Consider the following 22,646-nt stretch of genomic DNA (forward strand, 5'->3'; position numbering starts at 1 on the left):
CCGATAGCCAGCCAAGCCTTTGACCCTCGCCGGGGCTGTCAACCCGCCCACCGAACCGCAGCGAAGGCACCCAGGATTGACAGCCCCGGCGAGGGTCAGACACTCGGCTATCGGGTTGCCGACACCCGACCACGGATCGATCACCGCTCCGACACCGGCCGGATCTGACCGGATGCCTCCGCAGGAGGGTCCACGCAGGCCGCACGCGCGCGGGCGGCGATGTCGTCGGGGAACGGCACGGACCGGCCGGAGCGCACGTGGACGCCGAGGACCTCCTCGGTCGCTCGAAGGCGGTCGTCGACCCAGAGCTCGTGCCAGATCCACAGGAGCTTGGACGTGGCGCCGATGACCGACGAGCGCACCTCGAGGTCGGCGGCGGCGGGGACCTCGGCGAGGTAGCGGACGTGCGCCTCGACGGTGTAGAGCGAGGCGTCGTGGGCGCCGCGGTAGGTGGCGTCGATGCCGACGAGGTCCATCACGGCGTCGGTGGCGTGGCCGAACACCAGCACGTAGTAGGGCTCGGAGAGGTGGCCGTTGTAGTCGATCCAGGCGTCCTGGACCGGCTCGCGCCAGATGGTCGGGGTCACGCGCGGCCCAGGGCGCGGAGCACGGCGATGACGCCGCGGTCGCGCTCGGCGACGAGGTCGTCGATCGTGCGGCCGGCGGCCTCGCGGTCGCAGCCGTCGACCACGGCGTCGCGCAGCTCGGGGGTGAGCTCGGCGGCGACCAGGCGCGTCCACGGCGACTGCAGCGACGGGCCGAAGTGGTCGAGCATGTGCGCCATGCCGCCCTGGCCGCCGGCGAGGTGGAAGGTCAGCATCGGGCCCTGGATCGGCCAGCGCAGGCCCGGGCCGTCGGTGATCGACTGGTCGATCTGCTCGACGGTCGCCTCGCCGGCGGCGACCATGTGCAGCGCCTCGCGCCAGAGCGCCTCCTGGAGCCGGTTGGCGATGAAGCCGGGCACCTCGCGGTCCATCGTGATGACCGACTTGCCGGCGTGGCGGAAGAACTCGGATGCCCACGCGACCGCCTCGGGCGAGGTCGCCGCGCCGCCCACGACCTCGACGAGCGGGATGAGGTACGGCGGGTTGAACGGGTGCCCGACGACCGTCCGCTCCGGGTGCGCGCAGGCGGTCTGCATCTCGCTCATCGCGTAGCCGGACGTGGACGACGAGATGACCACCTCGACCGGCGTGACGGCGTCGATGTCGGCCAGCAGCCTGCGCTTGAGCTCGAGGTCCTCGGGCGCGCTCTCCTGCACGAAGTCGGCCTGGCCGCACGCGACAGCGAGCTCGCGCTCGACGGTGAGGTTGTCGACGTCGGCCCCGTCGGCGAGCCCGAGCTCGGTCAGCGCGGGCCACGCGGCGTCGACGAGGTGCCGCAGCCGCGGCTCGGCGTCCTCGGCCGGGTCCCACGCCACCACGCGGTAGCCGCGCGCGAGGAAGAACGCCGCCCAGCCGCCGCCGATCACCCCGGCGCCGACGCAGGCGACGGTCCGGACGTCCGCCGGCGAGGTCACCGACGCTCCAGCGCGAGGATCTCGCGGCCCTCGTCGGGCGTCGCGACGTGCGCGCCCATGCCCTCCACGATGCTGCGCGCCCGCTCGACGAGCTGCGCGTTGGTGGCCTTCACGCCCTTGGCCAGGTAGAGGTTGTCCTCGAGGCCGACCCGCACGTGCCCGCCGAGCAGCACCGACTGGGCGACCCACGGCATCTGCATCGGCCCGAGCGCGAACGACGCCCAGACCGCGTCGTCGGGGAGCTGCTGGACCATCGCCATCAGGGTCGCCGGGTCGGCCGGCGCGCCGTACGGGATGCCCATGCAGAGCTGGTACATCGCCGGCGCGTCGATCAGGCCCTCCTCGACCAGCGTCCTGGCGAACCACAGGTGCCCGGTGTCGAAGATCTCCATCTCGCAGCGGACGCCGAGCTCCTGGATCTTCTTGGCGCCCTCGCGCAGCATGTCGGGCGTGCTGACGTAGACCGTGCTGCCCTCGCCGAAGTTCAGCGACCCGCAGTCGAGCGTGCAGATGTCGGGCAGCAGCTCCTCGACGTGGGGGAGCCGCTCGACGCCGCTGACCAGGTCGGTGCCCTCGATGAACGTCGTCGGGTCGTGCGGGTCGAGCACGAGGTCGCCGCCCATCCCCGCGGTGGTGTTGATGATGACGTTGACGTCGGAGGCGCGGATCCGCTCGACGACCTCGCGGTAGAGCGCGACGTCGCGCGAGCCCTTCCCGGTCTCGGGGTCGCGCACGTGGACGTGCACGATCGTCGCGCCGGCCCGGGCCGCCGCGATGCCCGACTCCGCGATCTGCTCGGGCGTCACCGGCACGTGCTCGGACCGGCCGACCGTGTCGCCGGCACCGGTCAGCGCGCAGGTGATCATGACGTTGCGGTTCATGACGAGGTCTCCTTCTTGTCGCGGGACATCAGCGGCCCTTCCAGACCGGCGGGCGCTTCTCGGCGAAGGCGCGGAACCCCTCGAGCACGTCCTCGGAGGAGTAGAGGGTCGCGACCGTCGGGAGGGTGCTGCTCGTGACGAGGTCCATGGCCTCCTGGAACCGCAGCGACTCCGCCACCCGCGCCGTCTCCTTGATCGCGGCGAACACCAGCGGCGGCCCGGACGCGAGCAGTCGCGCCGTCTCCCACGCCCGGGCCCGCACCGCGCCGTCGTCGGGCAGCACCTCGTTGACCACGCCCCAGCGCGCGGCCTCCTCGGCCGGCATCCAGCGTCCGGTCAGGAGGAGGTCCATCGCCACGTGGTACGGCATCCGCTTGGGCAGCTTGATCGTCGCCGCGTCCGCGAGTGTGCCGGCGTTGATCTCCGGGAGCCCGAACTGCGTGGCCTCCGAGGCGTAGATCAGGTCGCACGACAGCGCCAGCTCGAAGCCGCCGCCCATCGCGAGGCCGTGCACGGCGGCGATCACCGGCTTGTTGAGGTCGGGCAGCTCCTGCAGCCCGCCGAACCCGCCCACGCCGTAGTCGCCGTCGACCGCGTCGCCTCCGGCCGCGGCCTTGAGGTCCCAGCCCGCGCAGAAGAACTTGTCGCCCGCCGTGCGCACGATCGCGACGCGGAGGTCGGGGTCGTCGCGGAACGCCGCGAAGACCTGCCCCATCTCGCGGCTGGTCGCCAGGTCGATCGCGTTGGCCTTGGGCCGGTCGAGGGTCACCTCGAGGACGCCGTCCTCGACCCGGGTCGTGACGGCTCCGTGGGGATCGGTCATGTCAGGCTCCCAACGGCCGCAGCAGCGACCGGCTGATGATGTGTCGCTGGATCTCCGACGTGCCGTCCCAGATCCGCTCGATCCGGGCGTCGCGCCAGATCCGTTCGAGCGGCAGCTCGTCCATCAGGCCCATGCCGCCGTGGATCTGGATCGCCTCGTCGGAGACCAGGGCCAGCATCTCGGTGGCCTTCAGCTTCGCCATGGCGATGTCGGCGTCGGTGGCGGTGCCCTGGTCGTGCTTCCAGGCGGCGTGCAGCGTCATCAGCTCGGCGGCCCGCAGCTCGGTGGCCATGTCGGCGAGCTTGAAGCCGACGCCCTGGAAGCGCCCGATCGGCTGCCCGAACTGCTCGCGCGTCGCCGCGTGCTGCACCGACAGGCCCAGCGCCCGCTCGGCGCGGCCGAGGCACGACGCCGCGACCTGGAGGCGGGTCGAGCCCAGCCACTGGCCGGAGAGCTCGAACCCCTTGCCGACCTCGCCGAGCACGGCGTCGGCGCCGACCCGGACGTCGTCGAGGTCGAGGATCGAGTTGGTGTAGCCGCGGTGCGACACGTTGCGGTAGCCGTCGTGCACCGAGAGACCCGGCGTGTCGAGGTCGACGAGGAACGTCGTCAGCTCGGCCCGGCCGGCATCGTCGGCGCCGGTGACCGCGACCAGGATCACGAAGTCGGCCTCGTCGGCGTGGCTGATGAAGTGCTTCGTGCCGCGGATCACCCAGCCGGCGTCGTCACCGGCACCGTCGCGGGTCGCGCGGGTGCGCATCGCCCGCATGTCGGAGCCGGCGCCGGGCTCGGTCATCGCCAGGCAGTCGATCCGCTCACCGCGCACGCACGGGTAGAGGTAGCGCTCGCGCTGCTCCTCCGTGCCGGCGAGGAGGATGTTGGAGGGCCGGGGGACGCCGCAGTACTGCAGCGCGTAGCCGGCCCGTCCGAGCTCCTTCTCGTAGAGCACCCACGTCACGGTGTCGAGACCCGCCCCGCCGACCTCCTCGGGCATGTTGGCGGCGTAGAGGCCCGCGGTCAACGCCTTGGTGCGGATCTCGGCGGCGAGCTCGGGCCGCAGCACGCCGGTGCGCTCGACCTCCTCCTCGTGGGGGTACAGCTCTCGCTCGACGAAGGCGCGCGTGACCTCCACGATGCTGCGCTGCTCGTCGGTCAGGCCGAAGTCCATGCGGTCGATCTCCTGCGGGTGGGGTGGGTGGGTCAGCCTCTGGACAGCGCGGCCGCGGCGGCGCCGCGACCGGTGCGGACGGCGCCCTCCATGTAGCCGGCGACCCACTGGTCGGAGCCGCAGACGTAGAACGGCGGCTCGTGGGTGCCGTGCAGCGGGCCGACCGCCTCGACGTCGCCGGGGTGCCACTGCGTGACGTAGCCCTGGGTCCACGGGTCGGTGCCCCACAGCCGGGTCCACGTCTGCTGCGGGTCGAGCGCCTCGGGCCCGTAGAACTCGGCGACCTGGGCGAGCGCCTCCCGGGTGCGGGAGGCGGGCTCGGTGGCGGCGAAGGCGGCGTAGCGCTCCGGCGGCACCAGCGCCGAGAGCACGCCGGGCTCCTGCGGCCAGGTCGAGCCGAGCACCCCCTCGCTCTCGGCCAGCGCGTTCTGGCCACGGCGGCGCCAGAACGGCTCGGCGTACGCCGCCACGACCTTGGCGGCCCACGCGTGCCGCTGCCGACGCAACGACGCGAGCCGGGCGTCGCTCACGCCGGTGATCTCGAGGTCGCGGGCCGGCCCGGACGGCACCGCGAGCACGACGGCGTCGGCGCGCACGTCCTCGCCCGCCGCGGTGGTGACCACGCTGCCGCCGCGGTCGACGGCGATGCGCCGCACCGGTGCCGACAGCCGGACGTCGCGGAGGTCTGCCGCCAGGCGCTGCGCGACGGTGGCCGAGCCCTCGGCGACCCGGAGGTTCTCCCACTGCTCGACGTCGTAGGCGCCGGTGCCGCCGCCCACGCGCTGCTTGCGGGCGTAGGCGAACATGCTCTGCCGCTCGGTGGACCCGTCGGCCAGCCCGAGGTGCATGAGCTCGTGGAGCCGCAGCACGTGCGGCGTCGCGCCCGCGCCCCGCAGCCAGTCGGCGACGCTCGTGCGGTCGAGCGCGCCGAGGTCGGGGCACGACCACGGGTCCTCGGGGTCGATCGAGGACAGCACCTTGTCGAGCGCCGCCTCCACCTCGTCGTACGACGACCGGTCGGCGGGCGTGCACCACGACGGCCACTCGCCGACGGAGACCGACTCGCCGGGCAGACCCACCACCTGGCGGGTGATCTCGCCCGGCTCCGCGACGTAGGACGCGGTCAGCGTGAGCCCGAGCTCAGCGACCAGGTCGAGGTAGCTCGTGTGGGAGTTGCCGACCACCTCGCCGCCGAGCTGGACGAGCCGCCCGTCGGGCAGCTCGACCTGCTCGACCCGTCCGCCGACCCGGTCGCGCGCCTCCAGCACCGTCACCTGCGCGCCGCCGGCCTCGAGGTCGCGCGCGGCGCACAGCCCCGCGAGCCCGGCGCCCACCACCACGACGTCGGGAGGGGTCACGTGAGCACCACCGTGTGCTCGGGCAGCCAGCCCAGCTCGACCCGGTCGCCGGGGATCCAGCGGTCCTCCGCGCGCATCCGCGGGAGGTTCTGCTCGAGGACGGTGAGCGTGAGGTCGGGCGAGATCGAGACGACGTGCTGCGTGGTCGCGCCGTGGTAGGTGGTGGCGACGATGGTGCCCGGCATCCGGAACATCGCGGGCGTGAGCTCGCTGAGCCAGATCTTCTCGGGCCGGACGGCGACGCTCACCGCCTCTCCGTCGGCCGACCCCTGGTGGCCGGGCGCGGGGATCGACACGCTCGGCGAGATCGTCACGCTGCCGTCGGCCCACGTGCCGCTCATCAGGTTGCTGACGCCGATGAACCCCGCGGCGAACACCGACGTCGGGCGCTCGTAGACGTCCTCCGGCGTGCCGCACTGCTCGATGACGCCCTCGTTCATGATCGCGACCCGGTCGCTCATGCTCAGCGCCTCGTCCTGGTCGTGGGTGACGAAGAGGAACGTGATGCCGACCCGGCGCTGGATCGACTTGAGCTCGGCCTGCATCGCGTGCCGGAGCTTGAGGTCGAGGGCGGCCAGCGGCTCGTCGAGCAGCAGGACCTTGGGTTCGTTGATGAGGGCGCGGGCGAGGGCGACGCGCTGCCGCTGACCGCCCGACAGCCGGCTCGGGCGCTCCTTGCCGCGGTCGCCCAGCTCGACCAGCTCGAGCATCTCCGAGACGCGGCGCTTGAGGGTGGCCCGGTCGACCCCGCGGCGGCGCAGGCCGAACCCCACGTTGCCGCGCACGTCGAGGTGCTCGAAGAGCGCGTAGCTCTGGAAGACGGTGTTGACGTCGCGGCGGTGCGGCGGCGTGCTGGTGACGTCCTCGCCGCCGACCAGGATGCTGCCCGACGTGGGGTCGCTGAAGCCGGCGATCATGCGCAGGGTCGTGGTCTTGCCGCACCCCGAGGGGCCGAGCAGGGAGAAGAACTCGCCGCTCGCGATGTCGAGGTCGAGGGCGTCGACCACGGTCGTGCCGTCGTAGACCTTGGTGAGCCCGCGCAGCGTGACCGAGGGGGTCGCGTCGGTGGGCGCCGGGTCTGGGGTCGCTGCAGTCATCGTCGGCCTCCGGTGATCAGGTCCAGGCTGGACGTGCCGCGCCCGAGCAGGCGGGGCAGGACGAGGGCGGCCACGATGAGCAGCGCCGAGGCGAGCAGCATCAGGGTGCCGATCGCGTTGATGGCGGGGGAGACCCCGAAGCGGATCGAGGAGTAGACCCGCACCGGGAGGGGCTGCGGGTCGACGCCGGTCGTGAAGAACGCGAGCACGAAGTCGTCGAACACGAGCGCGAAGACCAGGAGCCCGGCACCGACCAGTGCGGGCACGAGCGTCGGCAGGGTGACCAGCCGCACCGCCTGGAACGGCGTGCAGCCGAGGTCGCGCGCCGCCTCCTCGACCTCCCGGGAGACGCCGGCGAGGCGTCCGCGCACGATGACGGTCACGTAGGCGATCGAGAACGTGATCTCCGCGAGGATCACCGTGCCCATCGACAGCTTGAGGCCGACCCCGGTGAAGAGCAGCAGCGCGGCCACGCCGGTGACGATCTCGGGGGTCACCAGCGGCAGCAGGGTGACCGCCCCGATCACCCGGCCGCGCCGCGAGGTGACCCGCTCGAGCCCGAGCGCCAGCATCGTGCCGAGCACGAGCGAGCCCGCGGTCGCGACCGACGCGATCTCGAGGCTGGCCACCAGCGAGTCGATCAGCGCGCTGTTGTGGACCAGTTCGTCGTACCAGCGCAGGCTGAAGCCGGAGAACCGCGAGAGCGACTTCTTGTCGTTGAGGCTGAACAGCGCGACGGCGAGGATCGGCAGGTAGAGCCAGGCGAAGAACACCACCGTCACCGCGACGGCGAGCGCCGGCTTCCGCTCCACCCTGCGCGGGCGCGCCATCACGCTTCCCTCGCCTCGGTCGAGGTGGCGCGCAGGTAGACCACCATCAGGACGGTCAGCGCCGCCATCAGCGCCACGGTGAGCGCCGACCCGAGCGGCCAGTTCTGGCCCTCGTTGAACTGCTGCTGGACCAGGTTGCCGAGCATGAACGTGTTGGCCCCGCCCAGCAGCTGGGCGCTGACGAAGTCGCCGAGGGCGGGCAGGAAGACCAGGAGCACGCCGCCGTACAGCCCGGCGCGGGTGGCGGGCAGCGTCACGGCGAAGAACGTGCGGACCGGGCCGTGGTAGAGGTCCTTGCCGGCCTCGATGAGCGAGACGTCGAGCCGCTCGAGGGAGGCGTAGATCGGCAGGATCATGAACACCACGAAGCCGTAGACGAGCCCGCCGATCACCGCCCACGGGGTGTTGAGGAAGGTGACTCCGTCGCTCAGCCCGGTCTTGCGCAGACCGCTGTTCACCAGCCCGTCGTCGGAGAGCAGCGCCTTCCAGGCGTACATCCGGATCAGGTAGCTGGCGAAGAACGGCACCACGATCGCGGCGATCAGGGCGTTCTTGTAGCGGCCCCCGTGCAGCGCGATCGCGTAGGCCACCGGGTAGGCGATGAGCACCGCGATGACCACGGTCGCGAGCGCGTAGAGCAGCGAGCGCACGAACAGCTCGAGGTAGACGTCGTTCCAGAGGGCGCGGTAGTTGGCCGTGCTCGTCGCGAACGCTGGGAAGCCGTCGTTGGTGGTGCGGCCGAACGACAGCAGCACGACGATCGCCATGGCGAAGACGAAGAACGTCACCATCCACGCGGTCGGCAGCGCCAGCAGCGCACCCCACAACCAGGTCCTCTGTGCCGACCGCGGCGTCCTCGCCTCCGCCCTCGCCTCCGCCCTCGCCTCGGCGGCCATCAGCTCGCCTTCACCTCGGTCCACACCGCGGCGCGGCGCTGGACCTCGTCGGTGGGGAGGAGCCGGAAGACGTTCTCGTTCTCCAGGTCGGAGACCTCGACGTTGCAGGCCGGCACGTCCTTGGCGAGGTCGGCGAACGCCGGCAGCGCGTCGCGCACGGGGAAGGGGTAGTAGAGGTACTTCATGTTCTTGATGGCGTTCTCGGGGCGGAGCAGGTAGTCGATGAAGACCATCGCCGTGCCGGGGTGCTGCGCGTTGGTGGGGATCGCGTAGGTGTCGGAGTTGATCGGCACGCCCTCGACGGGCGCCTCGAAGTCGAACTTCGTCGGGTTGTTGGCCAGCCCGTTGCGCAGGTAGAGGAAGTCGCCGCTCCACATGTGGTGCACCCACGCGTCGCCGCTGGTCATGTCGTTGATGTCGTCGGAGGAGTAGGCGCGCAGCAGGTCCTTCTGGCTGATCAGGAGCTTCTTCATCTCCTCCAGCTCCGAGGGCTTCGCGGTGTTGACGTCGTAGCCCAGGGTCAGCGCGGCCATCGCCAGCGCCTCGTCCTGGTCGTCGAGGGTGAAGATGTGGCCGGCGGCCTCCTCGTTCCAGAGGTCGTGCCAGCTCCCGGTCATCGACGAGACCTTGTCGGTGCGCCAGCCGATGCCGGTCTTGTAGACGGTGAACGGCACCGACACCCGCGACCCGGCGTCGTACCACGGCTCGTTGAAGTAGGAGCCGGAGTAGAAGACCTGGTCGGCGTTGGTGAGCTGGGCGGGGTCGATGGCGCGCAGCTTGCCCTCGCGACGCAGCTTGACGACCCACTTCGCGATGGGGAAGACGATGTCGTACTGGTTGCCGGCGGCGATCTTCGCGTACATGCCCTCCATCGAGTCGAAGTTGGACTCGATGACCTTGACGCCGTACTCCTCCTGGAAGCCCTTGATGACCCGCGGGGCGAGGTAGTCGGCCCAGTTGAAGTAGACGAGGTCGCCGTCGATCTCGGCCTTCGCGGAGGGTGGCAGCGGGGCGTCGACCGCGACGTCGTCGCGGATGTAGGCGCAGCTGCTGAGCGCGAACGACGCCGCCAGCCCGCCGGTGAGGAAACCCCGCCGCGACGGCCGCGCGGCACCGAGGCGGGGGTGTGGGGTCACGCCTGCGCCCCGGCTTCGAACGGTGCCGGTGGCGGGAGGGGACCGTCGTGCCCGACCAGGACGCCCACGGTGCTGGCGATGGTGCTGCGCGCCTCGGCGATCCCGAGGTTCGGGTCCTCCGCGAGCACCCGGCTGCCGAGGCCGTCGGTGATGGCGACCGCGGTCTCGGCCAGCAGCCGGGGGTCGAGAGCGGTGTGGAAGACGCCGGCGGCGAGGCCGTCACGCACGATGTCGGCGACGGTGACGTAGAGGTCCTCGTAGAGCTCGGCTCCGACTTTGGCGAGGTGCGGGTCGCGGATGCACAGCAGCGCCAGCTCCTGCCACAGCAACCACTCGTGCGCGCGCTGCTCGTCGCTGGGCAGGCACCGGTCGAGGAACGACGAGAGCCGCTCGGCCGGGCCCTCGCCGGCGTTGGCCATGGCCCGCTGGTTGAGCTCGGCGGAGACGGCGTGGGAGTACTTCAGCACCTCGCCGAACAGGAGCTCCTTGGTGTCGAAGTGGTAGTGCAGGAGCCCGGCCGAGACGCCCGCCGTGCGGGCGATCGAGGCCATCCGGACCTGGGCGAGGCCGTCGCGCACGATGCAGTCGGCGGCGGCGGCGAGGATCCGCGTGCGGGCCTCGGCCGCGGCCTGGGCACGCTGGCTGGTGCGCTCGCTCATGGGACCCCTGAGTTGTTTGACTGTTCAGTCAGTCAGCGATGCTAGGGTCCCCCTCGTGACCGGTCAAGGGTCCCCCGAGAGGTCGGGCGCGGACCCGCTCGAGGCGCTCTTCGCGCCCCGGACCGTGGCCGTCGTCGGCGCCAGCGCGGACTCCGCGAAGTGGGGGCACATCCTCGCGAAGCGCGCCCTGGAGGCGCTGGGCGCGCAGGGCGATCCCGGAGAGCGCACCGTGCTGCTCGTGAACCGGCACGGCGGCGAGGTGCTGGGCCGAGCGACGTACGCCACCGCGCGGGCGGCGGCGGCCGCGCACGGCGCGCCCGTCGACCTGGCCGTCGTGTGCGTCCCGGCCGGGGGCTTCGTCGCGTCGGTGACCGACGCCGTCGCGGCCGGGGCGCGCGCGGTCGTGGGCATCACGGCGGGGCTCTCCGAGGCCGGTGCGGAGGGGGCGGCGCTGGAGGCCGAGGCGCTGGCCGTCGTGCGCGGCGCGGGCGCCGTGCTGGTCGGTCCCAACTGCCTCGGGGTCGTCGACACGACCACCGGGCTCCAGCTCGCGCACGCTGTCCTCCCGGCCGGGGACGTCGCGATCCTCAGCCAGAGCGGCAACCTGGTCCTCGACCTGGCCGGCCTGCTCGCCGACCGCGGGCTCGGCGTCTCGCGCTTCGTGTCCCTGGGCAACCAGGCCGACCTCGGCGTGGTCGACCTGCTCCGGGCCTGCGTCGGCCACGACGGCACCCGCGCCGTCGCGGTCTACGCCGAGGACGTCGTCGACGGCCGTGCCTTCCTCGACGCGGCGCGGGACCTGCGCGCCGCCGGCAAGCCGGTGGTCCTGCTGGCTCCCGGCCGCACCGAGGCGGCGGTCCGCAGCGCGGTCTCGCACACCGGGTCCATGACCAGCTCGTCGATGGTCGTCGACGCCGCGTGCGCGGCGGCCGGCGTGCACCGCGTGGACCATCCGACCGCGATGGCCGACCTGCTGGCCGCGCTGCGGGCGCCGCGCCGGATGCCGGGGCGCCGGGTCGCGGTGCTCACCGACGGCGGAGGGCACGGCGCCGTCGCCGCCGACGCGCTCGCCGCTGCCGGCCTGCTCACGCCCGTGCTCTCCGGCGCGGTCACCGACGCGCTCACGGCGGAGCTGTGGGCGCAGGCGGCCGTCACCAACCCCGTCGACCTCGCCGGCGCCGGCGAGCAGGACGTCGCGAGCTATGCCCGGGGTGTGCAGACCCTGCTCGGCTCCGGCCAGGTCGACGGCGTGCTGCTGACGGGATTCTTCGGGGGCTACTCGACCGAGGAGTCGAACCTCACCGCGCCCGAGCTGGCCGCCGCGCGTCAGATGGCGGACGCGGTCGCGACGCAGGGCAAGCCTCTCGTCGTGCAGACCATCCACCCGGACAGCCCGGCCAGCCGGGTGCTGCGGGCCGCGGGCATCCCCGTGCACCGCGACGTCGACCGCGCGTGCGCGGTGCTCGCCGGCCTCGTGGAGCCCGGGTCGACCGGACTCGCGGAGGAGCTGCCGGCCGCGGCGCCGCCGGTCACGGACGCGTCGTACGCCGGGGCGCGAGCGCTGTTCGCCGGGGCCGGGATCGCCTTCCCGGCCGCCGAGCAGGTCGTCGACGCGGCCGGGCTCGAGGCCGCGCTCGACCGGCTGTCCTTCCCGGTGGTCCTCAAGGCGACCGGCCGGACGCACAAGTCCGAGGGCGGAGGAGTGGTCGTCGGGCTGCCCGACCGCGGCGCCGTGCGCGCGGCGTACGCCGACCTGGTCGCGCGGCTGGCCCCGCCCGCCGTGTCCGTGGAGGAGATGGCCGAGGTCGCCGACGGCGTCGAGCTCATCGTCGGGGGCGTCCGCGACCCCAGGTTCGGGGCGGTGGTCATGGTCGGGCTCGGCGGGGTCCTCACCGAGGTGCTCGGCGACACGGTGTGCGCCCTCGCGCCGGTCTCGGCCGACGCCGCCCGCAGGCTCCTGCTCTCGCTGCAGGGGGCACCGCTGCTGCTCGGCGCGCGCGGTCGGGCGCCGGTCGACCTCGGCGCCCTGGCGGAGGTCGTCGCGCGCTTCTCGCTGCTCGCGGCCGCCCACCCCGAGGTCGCCGAGATGGAGCTCAACCCGGTGTTGACGAGCTCCTCAGGAGTCCTGGCGCTCGATGCCCGGGTGGTCCTCGACGTCTCGTAGGTAGCGCTGGTCGAAGAGGTGCACCCAGGAGTCCTTGGCCGGGAACACGCCGTGCTCGAAGGCGCGTGAGGTCACGCCCCGCTGGACGCGCTCGCAGGCCTCGTTGTCCTGGCGTGTGACGAGCTCGTTGAACTCGACGACGGGTTTCGGGTCGAAGGCGGGGTCGTCGAAGGCCTCGGGGCTGAAGAGGTACTCCGTGACCAGCCGGCAGCTCTGCGGGCCGGTCGGGAAGACGGCCGTCGCGAGCGCCGAGGAGCCGTCGACGTCGAGGAACATCGTCGGGTAGACGAGGGCGCCGTAGTAGGACTGCGGCCCCTCGTCGCCCTTGAGCCCCGGCAGCAGCGGCAGCCGCAGCCGCGGGTCGAGGGCGACCGTGGTGCGTCCGTCGGCGAGCGTCACGCCGCCGTCGTCGCGACCGTCCTCGAAGATGCTGCCCTTCTTGTACGCCGGCAGCACCGAGACGAGCTCGGGGTGCACGGTCGGGCAGTGCAGGCACTCGTTGTAGTTCTCGATGACGATCTTCCAGTTGGCCCGGACGTCGATCGTCGAGACGTGGCCGGTGCGCAGCTGCGCCAGCCCGACCCGGGCGAGGGCCAGCGGGTCGTCGGGGTGCTCGGCCAGCGACTCCAGCAGCGGCACGGGCGTCTCGCGGCTGAGGTTGACGAAGACGAAGCCCTCCCAGACCTCGACGTGCACCGGCCACAGGGACGTCGACTCCCTGTCGATCTCGTCCTTCTCGATCATCGGCGTGGTCACGAGCGTGCCGTCCAGCGCGTAGCCCCAGGCGTGGTAGGGACACCTGAGGTGCGTGCGCACCTCGCCCTGCTCGTCGTCGCAGATCCGCGACCCGCGGTGCCGGCACACGTTGTAGAACGCCCGGAGCCGCTCGTCCTTGCCGCGCACGACCAGCACGCTCTCGTCGGCGATCTCCGCGCGGAGCCACGCGCCGGGGCGGGCGACCCGCTCCTCGCGGCCGACGTAGATCCAGTTGCGGTAGAACACCCGCTCCTTGTCGACGGCGTAGGTCTCGGTGGAGTGGTAGGCCGCTCCGGGAAGGGTCTTCCGGATCTCGGCCATTCGCTAACTGTACAGTCAGTCAGTTGTCGTGTCACTGGCCGGAGCCGGCCCACCGGATCCGACGCACCGGATCTGACACACCGGATCTGGCGCAAGGGGTGCTAACCCCACCACGGTCGGGGACCTGGCACTCCTGAACGCCGGGCGCTGCGGCGGTTCGCTGGACGCATGACCACCGCGACCCACGAACCCCGGACCCAGGCGTCCTCGACCGGCAGCGACTTCGCGGAGCTGCACCGGCGCATCAACGCCGCCGGGCTCCTGCGCCGGCGACGCGGCTACTACGCCCTGCGGCTGGGCGCGGTGGCGACGGCGTACGTCGCAGGCTGGACGCTCTTCGTCCTCGTCGGTGCGTCGTGGTGGACGCTCGCGGTCGCGGCGTTCCTGGCGGTCGTCTTTGCGCAGGTCGCGCTGGTCGCCCACGACCTCGCGCACCGCCAGGTGTTCCGCACCAACGCGCCGAGCGCGCGGGCCGGCCTGCTCGCCGGGAACCTCGGCATCGGGATGTCCTACGGCTACTGGATGGCCAAGCACACCCGCCACCACGCGAACCCCAACCACGACGACCTCGATCCGGACGTCGGGCCGGGGGTGCTCGTGTGGAGCCGGGAGGCGGCTCGCGGTCGCGGGTTCCTCACGGCCTACCAGGCGTGGTTCTTCCTCCCGCTGCTCACCCTGCTCGGGGTCTCCCTGAAGCGCGACAGCATCCGCGCCGTCCGCGCGGGCGCGGTCAAGCGGCGCCGCCTCGAGGGCGGGCTGCTCGCCGCGCACTTCGTGCTCTACCTCTCCGCGATCTTCACCGTCCTCTCGCCGATGCAGGCGCTCGCGTTCGTCGTGGTGCACCAGGCGCTCTTCGGGATCTACCTCGGGCTGACGTTCGCGCCCAACCACAAGGGCATGCCGCACCCCGACGGCACCGAGGACTTCCTGCGCAAGCAGGTGCTCACCTCGCGCAACGTGCGCGGCGGCCTGCTCGTCGACGCGGCCCTCGGCGGCCTCAACCACCAGATCGAGCACCACCTCTTTCCGGCCATGCCCACGCCGAACCTGCGCAGGGCGCAGCCGATCGTGCAGGCCTATTGCGCGGAGATCGGGGTGCCCTACGAGGTCGCCGGGCTCGTCGACTCCTACGCACAGGCGTTCCGGCACCTGCACGATGTCGGGGCCGAGCTGCGGTGATCGGGGCCCGGGTCGGGTCCGGCTGCGGGCCGGACCGCGCTAGAGAGCGACGGTGTTGATGCCCGGTGCCTCGTCGGCGTGGGTGAACTCGACGAACTCGGTGTCCTCGTCGATGTGCGCGTTGTGGCCGGGCCGCACGTAGTAGGCGTCGCCGGCCGAGATGACCTCGGTCCCGCCGTCGGTGAACCGCATCGTCACCTGGCCCTTGAGGCAGTAGCCCCAGTGCGGCTCCTGGCAGGCGCCGTCCGGGAGCTCGGCGAACCAGTCGGCGGTGTCGAGGCCGGCGTTCCAGCGCTCGAGCGCGATCGTCATTCCGCCCGCCTCGGCGCGGTGCTGCTGCCCGGCACCGTCGACGTCGACGGCGAGCTCGGTGTTGTCGCGGGTGAAGCTGCCCATGGTGTCCTCCTGGGTCGGGGACCGACCTTCGGTCCGTCGAGCCGAACCTAGGAGCTGAACCCGGGTGCAAGGTCAAGAGGCGGATCCGGCGCTTGACCTTGCACCCGCGTTCAAGGTCTACCGTGGCGAGGGTGCGGATCTCCGAGCTGGCCGGAGCGGCGGGAGTCCCGACGTCGACGGTCCGCTACTACGAACGGGTCGGCCTGATGGCCCTCCCGGAGCGGACCACGTCCGGCTACCGCGACTACGGCGACGAGGCGGCCGCCCGGCTGCTGTTCATCACCCGCGCTCGCCACCTGGGTCTGAGCTGTGACCAGATCTCCACGCTGATCCCGATCTGGGCCGGCACCAACTGCGGCGCCGCGCAGGAGCGGGTCGGCCAGCTGATCGACGTGAAGCAGGCCGAGATCGCCGTCCGCATCGCCGAGCTGGAGCAGTTCTCGGCCCAGCTCGACGCGGTGCGGACCGCGCTCGACGCGGAGTCGCCGGCGCAGGCGTGCCGCAGCGACCTCGGCTGCTGCGTGCCCGCGTCGGACGCTGGACCCGTCGCGATCGAGCTGACCGGTCGGCGCTAGGACGCGTCCTGGCCGGGTGCTCAGGTCAGTGCGCGCAGCAGCGCGGTGATCGCCACGGCGACGACGACCGCCAGCACGAGTGAGCGCCCACGCCACAGGAGCACCCCGGCGACGGCGACACCGACGGTGTCGGCGCCGACGGTGAGGCGGTGGCCGTCGGAGAGGAGCGAGGTCACCACGAGAGCGGCGAGCAGGGCCGGCGCCATCATGGCCACCACCCGCAGGAACGCCGGATGGGCCTGCCGGCCTCCGAAGACGACCGGGCCGGCCGCCTTGACGAGGGCGGTGGTGACCGCGAGGCCGAGGATCGCCCACCAGATCGTCGCCGGGCCGGTCATCGACGCAGCCCCAGCAGCGCCGCAACGGCCGCGGCGAGGATCGGCACGCCGGCCGGGGTGAACGGCACGAGGGCCAGGGCGATCGCGGCCCCGCACAGCGCGACCACGCGCGAGCGCGGGCTGCGCAGCTCGGCCAGCAGGATGCCGAGGAAGAACACCGGGTAGACCGCGTCGAGCCCGAGCCGGCTGGTGTCGCCGAGCACGTCGCCGGCGAAGGCGCCCACCAGGGTGCCGAGGAACCACATGACGTACTGAGGGAGCGTCGTCCCGAACAGCAGCCACCGGTCGAAGGTGCCGTCGCCCCGGTTGGCCAGGGCCCAGGACGAGTCGACGACGGTCTGGCCCTGGAGCGCCCGCTTCAGCGGCCCGCCCGGGAGCGAGGGGGCGAGCGCCGTACCCATGGCGAGGAATCTGCCGTTCATCAGCGTGCCGGCCGCGACCGCGGCCAGTGGCGTGCCGCCGCCGGCCAGCACCGCGAGCGCAGCGAACTGCGCGGAGCCGGCGAACACGATCACCGCGGTCACGATCGCCTGGAGGGCGGAGAACCCCGCCTGCCGGGCGAGCACGCCGAATGACATCGAGAGCACGAACCCCACGACCGCGTAGGGGAGGCCGAGCCGCACCCCGGCCCAGAGCTGCGCGCGCACCGGCACACGCTAGGGGGTTCGCACGAGCGGCCGGTGCGCGGGGGAATCCGGCGGGACCGGGCGGCGTTCGTTGAAACATGAAGAACGTCGGCTTCCTGTCCTTCGGGCACTGGAACCCCTCGCCCCAGTCGCAGACCCGCTCGGCCTCCGACGCGCTCCAGCAGTCGATCGAGCTGGCCGTCGCGGCCGAGGAGCTGGGGGCGGACGGCGCCTACTTCCGGGTGCACCACTTCGCGCGCCAGCTCGCCTCGCCGTTCCCGCTGCTCGCCGCAGCCGGCGCCCGCACCAGCCGGATCGAGCTGGGCACGGGCGTCATCGACATGCGCTACGAGAACCCGCTCTACATGGCCGAGGACGCCGGCGCCGCCGACCTGATCGCGGGCGGCCGGCTCCAGCTCGGCATCAGCCGGGGCTCACCGGAGCAGGTCGTCGACGGCTTCCGCTACTTCGGCCACGTGCCCGCCGAGGGCACCGACCACGCCGACATGGCGCGCGAGCACGCCCGCATCTTCCTGGAGGTCCTGGAGGGGAAGGGCTTCGCGGAGCCCCACCCGCGGCCGATGTTCCCCAACCCGCCGGGGCTGCTGCGCATCGAGCCGCACTCCCCGGGGCTGCGCGACCGCATCTGGTGGGGAGCCGGCACCCGGCAGACCGCCGTGTGGACCGCCGAGCAAGGCATGAACCTGATGAGCTCCACGCTCCTCACCGAGGACACCGGGGTGCCGTTCCACCAGCTGCAGGCGGAGCAGATCCAGATGTTCCGCGACGCGTGGGCAGCGGCCGGCCACGAGCGGGAGCCGCGCGTCTCGGTCAGCCGCAGCATCTTCCCGCTCGTCAGCGACCTCGACCGCGCCTACTTCGGGCACGACACAGACAGCCAGGACCAGGTCGGCCACATCGACGGTGGGTTGGCGCGGTTCGGCAAGTCCTACGCCGGGGAGCCGGACCAGCTGGTCGAGGAGCTCGCCGAGGACGAGGCGATCGCGGCGGCGGACACGCTGCTGCTCACCGTCCCCAACCAGCTCGGCGTGGACTACAACGCACATGTGCTCGAGAGCGTCCTGCGCCACGTGGCACCCGCCCTCGGCTGGCGCTGAGGCCACCCGGGGGACCAGACCACCCCGCACGACCGGGTGTCCGCGCGCCGTTACGGCACGATCGGGCCGCGCTCACGGCGTTCTGGAGAGGATTGCCACAAAGGACTAGACCGGGTTGACTGACTCGGCTGATACCGCGCGGAGTTCCCCGATTCCGCCGCGCAGCCCGAGGGGGGAAACCTATCGTGATTTCGACCTTGACAGGTGTCGTCGCCGGTCCGTGCGACGTCTCGAACTCGATCGACCCGGGTGGACAGAATGGCTGAGGAGAAGCGTCGCGAGAGCGCAGGCCGGTTGGCCTCCGCCATCGCCCTTCCCGAGTGGTCCCTGCGCCGCAAGCTGGCGCTCGCGCTCACCATCCCCATGCTCCTGGCCGCGACGTTCGGCGGGCTGCGCGTGCACACCGCGCTCGCCCAGTCCGACAACTACACGGCCACGTCCAAGCAGATCACCGTCCTCCGTCCCGCGGCCGGCTACCTGGCCGCTGCCGAGCGGGCCGCGATCATCTCCCGCCAGCGCCCCGCGCTCGACGACCCCGGGCGGATCTCGGCCATCGAGGCCGTCGCGGTCGCCGGCAAGCGCCTCCAGAACGTCGGCAAGACCGCCGACCTGACCGGCGCCCAGCGCGAGCGGCTCGACAGGGTGCTCTCGCTGAGCGAGCAGCTGCGCTCGGGCCGGGCCTACGTCTCGGCGGGGCAGACCATCTCGCAGGTCCGCCAGCTCCAGCGCGGCGTCACCGCCCTGATCGACTCCATCGTGGCCGAGCAGCTCGACCCCGAGGCCAAGCTGACCGCCCTGCAGCAGGCGCTGGACGGACGCGTGTCCCTGGCCATGCAGCAGTACATGGTCAACATCGCGAACCCCAAGGACATCAACCTCGTCGACCTCTCCGCCGAGCTCGGCGTCGAGCAGGTCATCATCGACCGCCTCGGCGCCATCCTCGGCACCACCGACCCCGAGGTGCAGAGGCTCAACCAGCAGAACGCCGCGCACTTCGGCGAGGTCCGCGGTGCCGGCAACGCGGCGCCCAACCTCGGTGACGCCGAAGCGTTCGAGGCCTACGACGACCTCAGCGGCGTGCTCCTCGACGACATCGACGCGAACCTCACGAAGGCCGCGAGCGACGCCCGCGGGCTCGCGATCGCCAACGCCGTCGTCACGCTCGCCCTGCTGGTGGCCGCGTTCTTCCTGGCCCTCCTCGTCTCCCGCATGCTGCTGAACCCGATCCGCCGGGTGCGCGAGGGGGCCCTCGAGGTCGCCAACACGCGGCTCCCCGAGATGGTCGCCAGGATCCGGTCCGGCGGCGACCCGGGCGAGATCACCCCGATCCCGGTGCACACGCGCGAGGAGACGGGACAGCTGGCGCGCGCAGTCGACGACCTCCACCGTCAGGCCGTCCACCTGGCCTCCGGCGAGGCGCGGCTGCGCTCGCAGGTCGGCGAGATGTTCTCGACCCTGTCGCGCCGCAACACCTCCCTCATCAACCAGCAGCTCGGTCTCATCGAGCGGCTGGAGAAGGACGAGGAGGACCCCAACCGTCTCGAGTCGCTGTTCCGCCTCGACCACCTCGCCTCGCGCATGCGCCGCACGGCCGACTCGCTGATGGTGCTCGCGGACGCGCCGACGCAGACCAGCGACTCCGACGCGCTCGCCCTCGGCGACGTGTTCCAGGCCGCGATGGCCGGTGTGCAGGAGTACCAGCGCGTCCAGATCGAGTCGTCACCGCCGGAGAAGGTGAACGGCGCGGCCTCGGCCGACGTGGTCCACCTGATGACCGAGCTGGTCGACAACGCCCTCGCGTTCTCGCCGCCGACCGCGCCGGTGAAGATCTCCACCAAGCAGGCCGGCGACAGCACGATCGTCGAGATCAGCGACGGCGGGCTCGGCATCGCCCAGGACGTGCTCAACTCGCTCAACGAGGACCTCCGATCCGGTGGCGAGGTCACCGTCGAGACCGCCCGCCGGATGGGCCTGCTCGTGGTGAGCCGGATCGCGACGCGGCACGGCATCACCGTCTCGCTGGCCCGCAACGCCCGCGGCGGCACCACGGCCACCGTGCTGCTCCCGCCGGCGCTGCTGCGCGGTCGCCAGGCGCCGGTGCAGCCGAAGCAGCGTCCGGGCCTGGCCGGGCTGGCCTCGGCCAAGACTGTGCTCCCGGCGCAGGTGGCCGAGCGGCTCAGCAACGAGCGCGAGACCACGCAGGGCCTGCCGGCACGCCCGTCGGCACCGTCGGCTCCTTCCGGTCCCGTTGCTCCCAGCGCCCCCGCGGCGTTCGGCAGGCCGGCCACGCCTGTGACTCCGGCGGCCCCGGCCGCCCCGGCTGCTGGCTCGACCGGCGCGCCGGCCAAGAGCGAGAGCAACCAGGTCAGCGTCGACTCGATCTCCGCCGCCATCAACGCCGTGACCCGGCTGCCGCAGCGCTCGCCGGGTGCGACCCGCTCCGGCGGTGCGATGCCCGGTGCGCCCGTGGGCTCGAGCGGCGGCTCGCTCTTCCAGCGGCTGCAGGCCAACAACGCCGGCAGCACCGCGGCCAAGCCCGGGCTCCCGCAGCGCGAGCCGGCGACGCCGACCGTGGCCTTCGACGCCATCGACGACGCCATCGACGACGCCGTCGCCCCCGCGTCCGCCGAGGTGACGGTCAGCTCCCAGGTCGAGGACGCCGAGGTCGAGGACGCCGAGGTCGAGACCCCGGTCGACGCCCCCGAGGCGGAGACCCCGGAGCACGACGAGGGCGACACCGAGGCGCCGGCCGTCGCGGAGGCGGAGCAGGCCGAGGACGACGCGACCGACGAGGCCGACCGCGCGCCCGCCGCCGAGCAGTCCCTGATCACGCCGACCCCGGCCTCTGCGGAGGTGCTGCGGCACACCGCCGAGCAGACGGTCCCGCTCGAGCCCGCGGCGCCCGCCGTGGCGGCACCGCTCGCCACGGCCGCTGCGTCCGCCGACAACTGGGTGGGCGCGTCGTCGGCCACCCCGGCGCCGCCGGTCGCGGCGGCGACCGCCTACGACCTGCTCGACTCGCGCAGCCCGATGCCCGAGCCGACCGAGGACGAGACGCCCATCTTCCGCGCCCTGCGGTCCAACTGGCTGACCGCCGGGGCAGGCGCAGGCACGTGGACCACCTCGGAGATCGAGGCGGGCTGGGAGGCCGCGGAGCAGGTCGCAGAGGCTCCGGCACTCCAGCTCAGCGAGTCGGGGCTGCCGATGCGGCGTCCCGGCAAGCGACTGGTGCCCGGCGGCGTCGCGCCCGTGGCCACCAGCGTCGAACGCGACCCCGAGGCGATCCGGGCCCGGCTCGCCGCGCACGCCGCCGGCGTCTCGCGCGGCCGGACGGCGGCCGTGGACGAGTCAGTACCCGTCACCAGCACTGAGGAAGGTCCCGCATGACCGAGAACCTGACCGAAACCGACGAGCGTGGGCTCGACTGGGTGGTGAGCAAGTTCGTCGACGGTGTGCCGTCGGCGGCGCACGCCATCCTGGTCTCGGCCGACGGTCTGCTGATGGCCAAGAGCTTCAGCCTCCCCGACGAGCGCGCCGAGCAGGTCGCGGCGGTCTCCTCGGGCCTGGCGAGCCTGGCGGTCGGGGCGGCTCGGCTGTTCGAGGGCGGCGCCGTGCTGCAGACCGTGATCGAGATGCAGAACGGCTACCTGCTGCTGATGAGCGTGGGCGACGGCTCGCACCTCGCCGTGCTCACCGAGGACTCCGCCGACATCGGTCAGGTGGGCTACGAGATGGCCCTCCTCGTCGACCGCGTCGGCCGCATGGTCCAGGCCACCGCCCGCGTCCCGCTCGCCGGACTCTGAAGCACCACCAGGACCTGTCATGGCACTACCGACTCAGCCGTGGACCCCGGACGACGACGCGCCCTCCGCGCGCGTCGTCCGGCCCTACACGCTGACCGGTGGCCGGACCGCCCCCAAGGTCGAGCTGCCCGTCGAGGCCACGCTCCGCCGCGAGCACGGCGGGTCGCCCGACCCGACCGACGCCAACCTCAGCCGCATCCTCGAGGTGTGTGACAAGCGCTCGGTCGCCGAGGTGTCCGCGCACGTGCACATGCCGATCGGCGTCGTCCGGGTCCTCCTGGGCGACCTCATCGAACAAGGACACGTCCGGGTGCAAGCGACCCTGACCGCAGACTCGTCACAGGACGAGCGACGAGAGCTCATCGAAAGGACCCTCCGTGGACTACGCACGCTCTAGCGCCCAGCGCTCCGCTGCGTCGACCAAGATCGTCGTCGCCGGCGGCTTCGGCGTCGGCAAGACGACGCTGGTCGGATCCGTCTCGGAGATCATGCCGCTCCGCACCGAGGCGCTCGTCACCAACGAGTCGGAGGGCGTTGACGACCTCGCCGCCGTCCCGACCAAGGCGACCACCACCGTGGCGATGGACTTCGGTCGCATCACGCTCGCGGAGGACCTGGTCCTCTACCTGTTCGGCACGCCCGGGCAGCGCCGGTTCTGGTTCATGTGGGACGACCTCTGCCTCGGCGCGATCGGCGCGATCGTCCTCGTCGACACCGACCGCCTCGACGAGGCGTTCTCGCCGCTCGACTACTTCGAGTCGAAGGGCCTGCCCTTCATCGTCGCGGTCAACCAGTTCGACAACGCCGCGCGCTACCCGCTCGAGGAGGTGCGCGCCGCGCTCGCCATCCCCGAGCACGTGCCGATGATCGACATCGACGCGCGCGACCGCGAGTCCTGCAAGCGAGCGTTGATCCGCATCACGGAGTACTCCCTCGAGCAGCTGACCGCGAGCGTCGCCGTCCACTGAGCGAGCAGTCGAGATCCACGGCAGTCGACCGCGAG

The 22,646-nt window shown here is 72.5% G+C and carries 23 protein-coding genes; 8 read left to right on the forward strand and 15 right to left on the reverse strand.

Features of this window, described 5'->3' with window-relative positions; genetic code table 11:
- Positions 1-140 precede the first annotated feature (140 nt).
- The 11 genes from G514_RS0105320 to G514_RS25065 are packed head-to-tail and all read right to left on the reverse strand — an operon-like array spanning position 141 to position 10,367.
- Positions 141-587, reverse strand: a complete 447-nt coding sequence (locus G514_RS0105320) for a thioesterase family protein (protein ID WP_028650905.1) — start codon at positions 585-587, stop codon at positions 141-143.
- The gene (locus tag G514_RS0105325) at positions 584-1,519 is read right to left on the reverse strand and encodes a 3-hydroxyacyl-CoA dehydrogenase NAD-binding domain-containing protein (protein WP_028650906.1); all 936 of its coding nucleotides are present in this window, start codon (positions 1,517-1,519) and stop codon (positions 584-586) included. The genes G514_RS0105320 and G514_RS0105325 overlap by 4 nt, the downstream gene beginning before the upstream one ends.
- Positions 1,516-2,400 (reverse strand): beta-keto acid cleavage family enzyme, encoded by an 885-nt coding sequence (locus tag G514_RS0105330; protein ID WP_028650907.1) that lies wholly within the window; start codon positions 2,398-2,400, stop codon positions 1,516-1,518. Before G514_RS0105330 ends, G514_RS0105325 begins: the two co-directional genes overlap by 4 nt.
- A gap of 28 nt (positions 2,401-2,428) precedes the next feature.
- On the reverse strand, positions 2,429-3,223 hold the full coding sequence (locus G514_RS0105335; RefSeq protein ID WP_028650908.1) for an enoyl-CoA hydratase-related protein: 795 nt from the start codon (positions 3,221-3,223) through the stop codon (positions 2,429-2,431).
- 1 nt (position 3,224) lies between these two features.
- Positions 3,225-4,391 carry an acyl-CoA dehydrogenase family protein gene (locus G514_RS0105340; RefSeq protein ID WP_028650909.1) on the reverse strand — a complete coding sequence of 389 codons (1,167 nt, stop codon included), beginning with the start codon at positions 4,389-4,391 and terminating at the stop codon, positions 3,225-3,227.
- A 32-nt stretch (positions 4,392-4,423) separates the two neighbouring features.
- Positions 4,424-5,749 (reverse strand): flavin monoamine oxidase family protein, encoded by a 1,326-nt coding sequence (locus G514_RS0105345; RefSeq protein ID WP_036563741.1) that lies wholly within the window; start codon positions 5,747-5,749, stop codon positions 4,424-4,426.
- Positions 5,746-6,846 (reverse strand): ABC transporter ATP-binding protein, encoded by a 1,101-nt coding sequence (locus G514_RS0105350; RefSeq protein WP_028650911.1) that lies wholly within the window; start codon positions 6,844-6,846, stop codon positions 5,746-5,748. Before G514_RS0105350 ends, G514_RS0105345 begins: the two co-directional genes overlap by 4 nt.
- Positions 6,843-7,676, reverse strand: coding sequence for an ABC transporter permease (locus tag G514_RS25055; protein ID WP_036563743.1), 834 nt, complete (start codon positions 7,674-7,676; stop codon positions 6,843-6,845). Before G514_RS25055 ends, G514_RS0105350 begins: the two co-directional genes overlap by 4 nt.
- Positions 7,676-8,572, reverse strand: coding sequence for an ABC transporter permease (locus G514_RS25060; RefSeq protein ID WP_036563773.1), 897 nt, complete (start codon positions 8,570-8,572; stop codon positions 7,676-7,678). The genes G514_RS25055 and G514_RS25060 overlap by 1 nt, the downstream gene beginning before the upstream one ends.
- On the reverse strand, positions 8,572-9,708 hold the full coding sequence (locus G514_RS0105365) for a polyamine ABC transporter substrate-binding protein (RefSeq protein ID WP_051246869.1): 1,137 nt from the start codon (positions 9,706-9,708) through the stop codon (positions 8,572-8,574). The genes G514_RS25060 and G514_RS0105365 overlap by 1 nt, the downstream gene beginning before the upstream one ends.
- Positions 9,705-10,367: a TetR/AcrR family transcriptional regulator gene (locus G514_RS25065; protein WP_051246872.1), complete on the reverse strand. Its 663-nt coding sequence runs from the start codon at positions 10,365-10,367 to the stop codon at positions 9,705-9,707. Before G514_RS25065 ends, G514_RS0105365 begins: the two co-directional genes overlap by 4 nt.
- Positions 10,368-10,422: 55 nt before the next feature.
- Between G514_RS25065 and G514_RS25070 the strand changes: the two genes are divergently transcribed.
- Complete coding sequence (locus tag G514_RS25070) at positions 10,423-12,531, forward strand: acetate--CoA ligase family protein (protein WP_051246875.1); 2,109 nt, start codon at positions 10,423-10,425, stop codon at positions 12,529-12,531.
- Here the strand turns inward: G514_RS25070 and G514_RS0105380 are convergent.
- Entirely contained in the window at positions 12,484-13,608 is a 1,125-nt protein-coding gene (locus G514_RS0105380; RefSeq protein WP_028650913.1) for an aromatic ring-hydroxylating oxygenase subunit alpha, read from the reverse strand. The two genes, G514_RS25070 and G514_RS0105380, sit on opposite strands and share 48 nt — an antisense overlap.
- Positions 13,609-13,776: 168 nt before the next feature.
- Between G514_RS0105380 and G514_RS0105385 the strand changes: the two genes are divergently transcribed.
- Positions 13,777-14,787, forward strand: a complete 1,011-nt coding sequence (locus G514_RS0105385) for a fatty acid desaturase family protein (RefSeq protein ID WP_036563744.1) — start codon at positions 13,777-13,779, stop codon at positions 14,785-14,787.
- Between the two features lie 39 nt (positions 14,788-14,826).
- Here G514_RS0105385 and G514_RS25075 read toward each other — a convergent pair whose 3' ends face one another.
- Positions 14,827-15,183, reverse strand: coding sequence for a cupin domain-containing protein (locus tag G514_RS25075; RefSeq protein ID WP_051246879.1), 357 nt, complete (start codon positions 15,181-15,183; stop codon positions 14,827-14,829).
- 131 nt (positions 15,184-15,314) lie between these two features.
- Here G514_RS25075 and G514_RS25080 point away from each other — a divergent pair, with 131 nt between their 5' ends.
- Positions 15,315-15,758, forward strand: a complete 444-nt coding sequence (locus tag G514_RS25080) for a MerR family transcriptional regulator (RefSeq protein WP_051246882.1) — start codon at positions 15,315-15,317, stop codon at positions 15,756-15,758.
- 20 nt (positions 15,759-15,778) lie between these two features.
- Here G514_RS25080 and G514_RS0105400 read toward each other — a convergent pair whose 3' ends face one another.
- Positions 15,779-16,096 (reverse strand): AzlD domain-containing protein, encoded by a 318-nt coding sequence (locus tag G514_RS0105400; protein ID WP_028650915.1) that lies wholly within the window; start codon positions 16,094-16,096, stop codon positions 15,779-15,781.
- Positions 16,093-16,743, reverse strand: a complete 651-nt coding sequence (locus G514_RS0105405) for an AzlC family ABC transporter permease (protein WP_051246945.1) — start codon at positions 16,741-16,743, stop codon at positions 16,093-16,095. The genes G514_RS0105400 and G514_RS0105405 overlap by 4 nt, the downstream gene beginning before the upstream one ends.
- 77 nt (positions 16,744-16,820) lie before the next feature.
- Between G514_RS0105405 and G514_RS0105410 the strand changes: the two genes are divergently transcribed.
- The 5 genes from G514_RS0105410 (at position 16,821) to G514_RS0105430 (ending at position 22,611) form a co-directional block, all read left to right on the forward strand.
- Entirely contained in the window at positions 16,821-17,840 is a 1,020-nt protein-coding gene (locus G514_RS0105410; protein ID WP_028650917.1) for an LLM class flavin-dependent oxidoreductase, read from the forward strand.
- 258 nt (positions 17,841-18,098) lie between these two features.
- Entirely contained in the window at positions 18,099-21,227 is a 3,129-nt protein-coding gene (locus G514_RS0105415; RefSeq protein ID WP_084151805.1) for an ATP-binding protein, read from the forward strand.
- Positions 21,224-21,643 carry a roadblock/LC7 domain-containing protein gene (locus G514_RS0105420; RefSeq protein WP_028650919.1) on the forward strand — a complete coding sequence of 140 codons (420 nt, stop codon included), beginning with the start codon at positions 21,224-21,226 and terminating at the stop codon, positions 21,641-21,643. The genes G514_RS0105415 and G514_RS0105420 overlap by 4 nt, the downstream gene beginning before the upstream one ends.
- Before the next feature lie 19 nt (positions 21,644-21,662).
- The gene (locus tag G514_RS0105425; RefSeq protein WP_028650920.1) at positions 21,663-22,040 is read left to right on the forward strand and encodes a DUF742 domain-containing protein; all 378 of its coding nucleotides are present in this window, start codon (positions 21,663-21,665) and stop codon (positions 22,038-22,040) included.
- The gene (locus G514_RS0105430) at positions 22,021-22,611 is read left to right on the forward strand and encodes a GTP-binding protein (protein WP_028650921.1); all 591 of its coding nucleotides are present in this window, start codon (positions 22,021-22,023) and stop codon (positions 22,609-22,611) included. The genes G514_RS0105425 and G514_RS0105430 overlap by 20 nt, the downstream gene beginning before the upstream one ends.
- Positions 22,612-22,646 lie beyond the last annotated feature (35 nt).

This window comes from Nocardioides halotolerans DSM 19273 (genome assembly GCF_000422805.1).
GTDB lineage: Bacteria > Actinomycetota > Actinomycetes > Propionibacteriales > Nocardioidaceae > Nocardioides > Nocardioides halotolerans.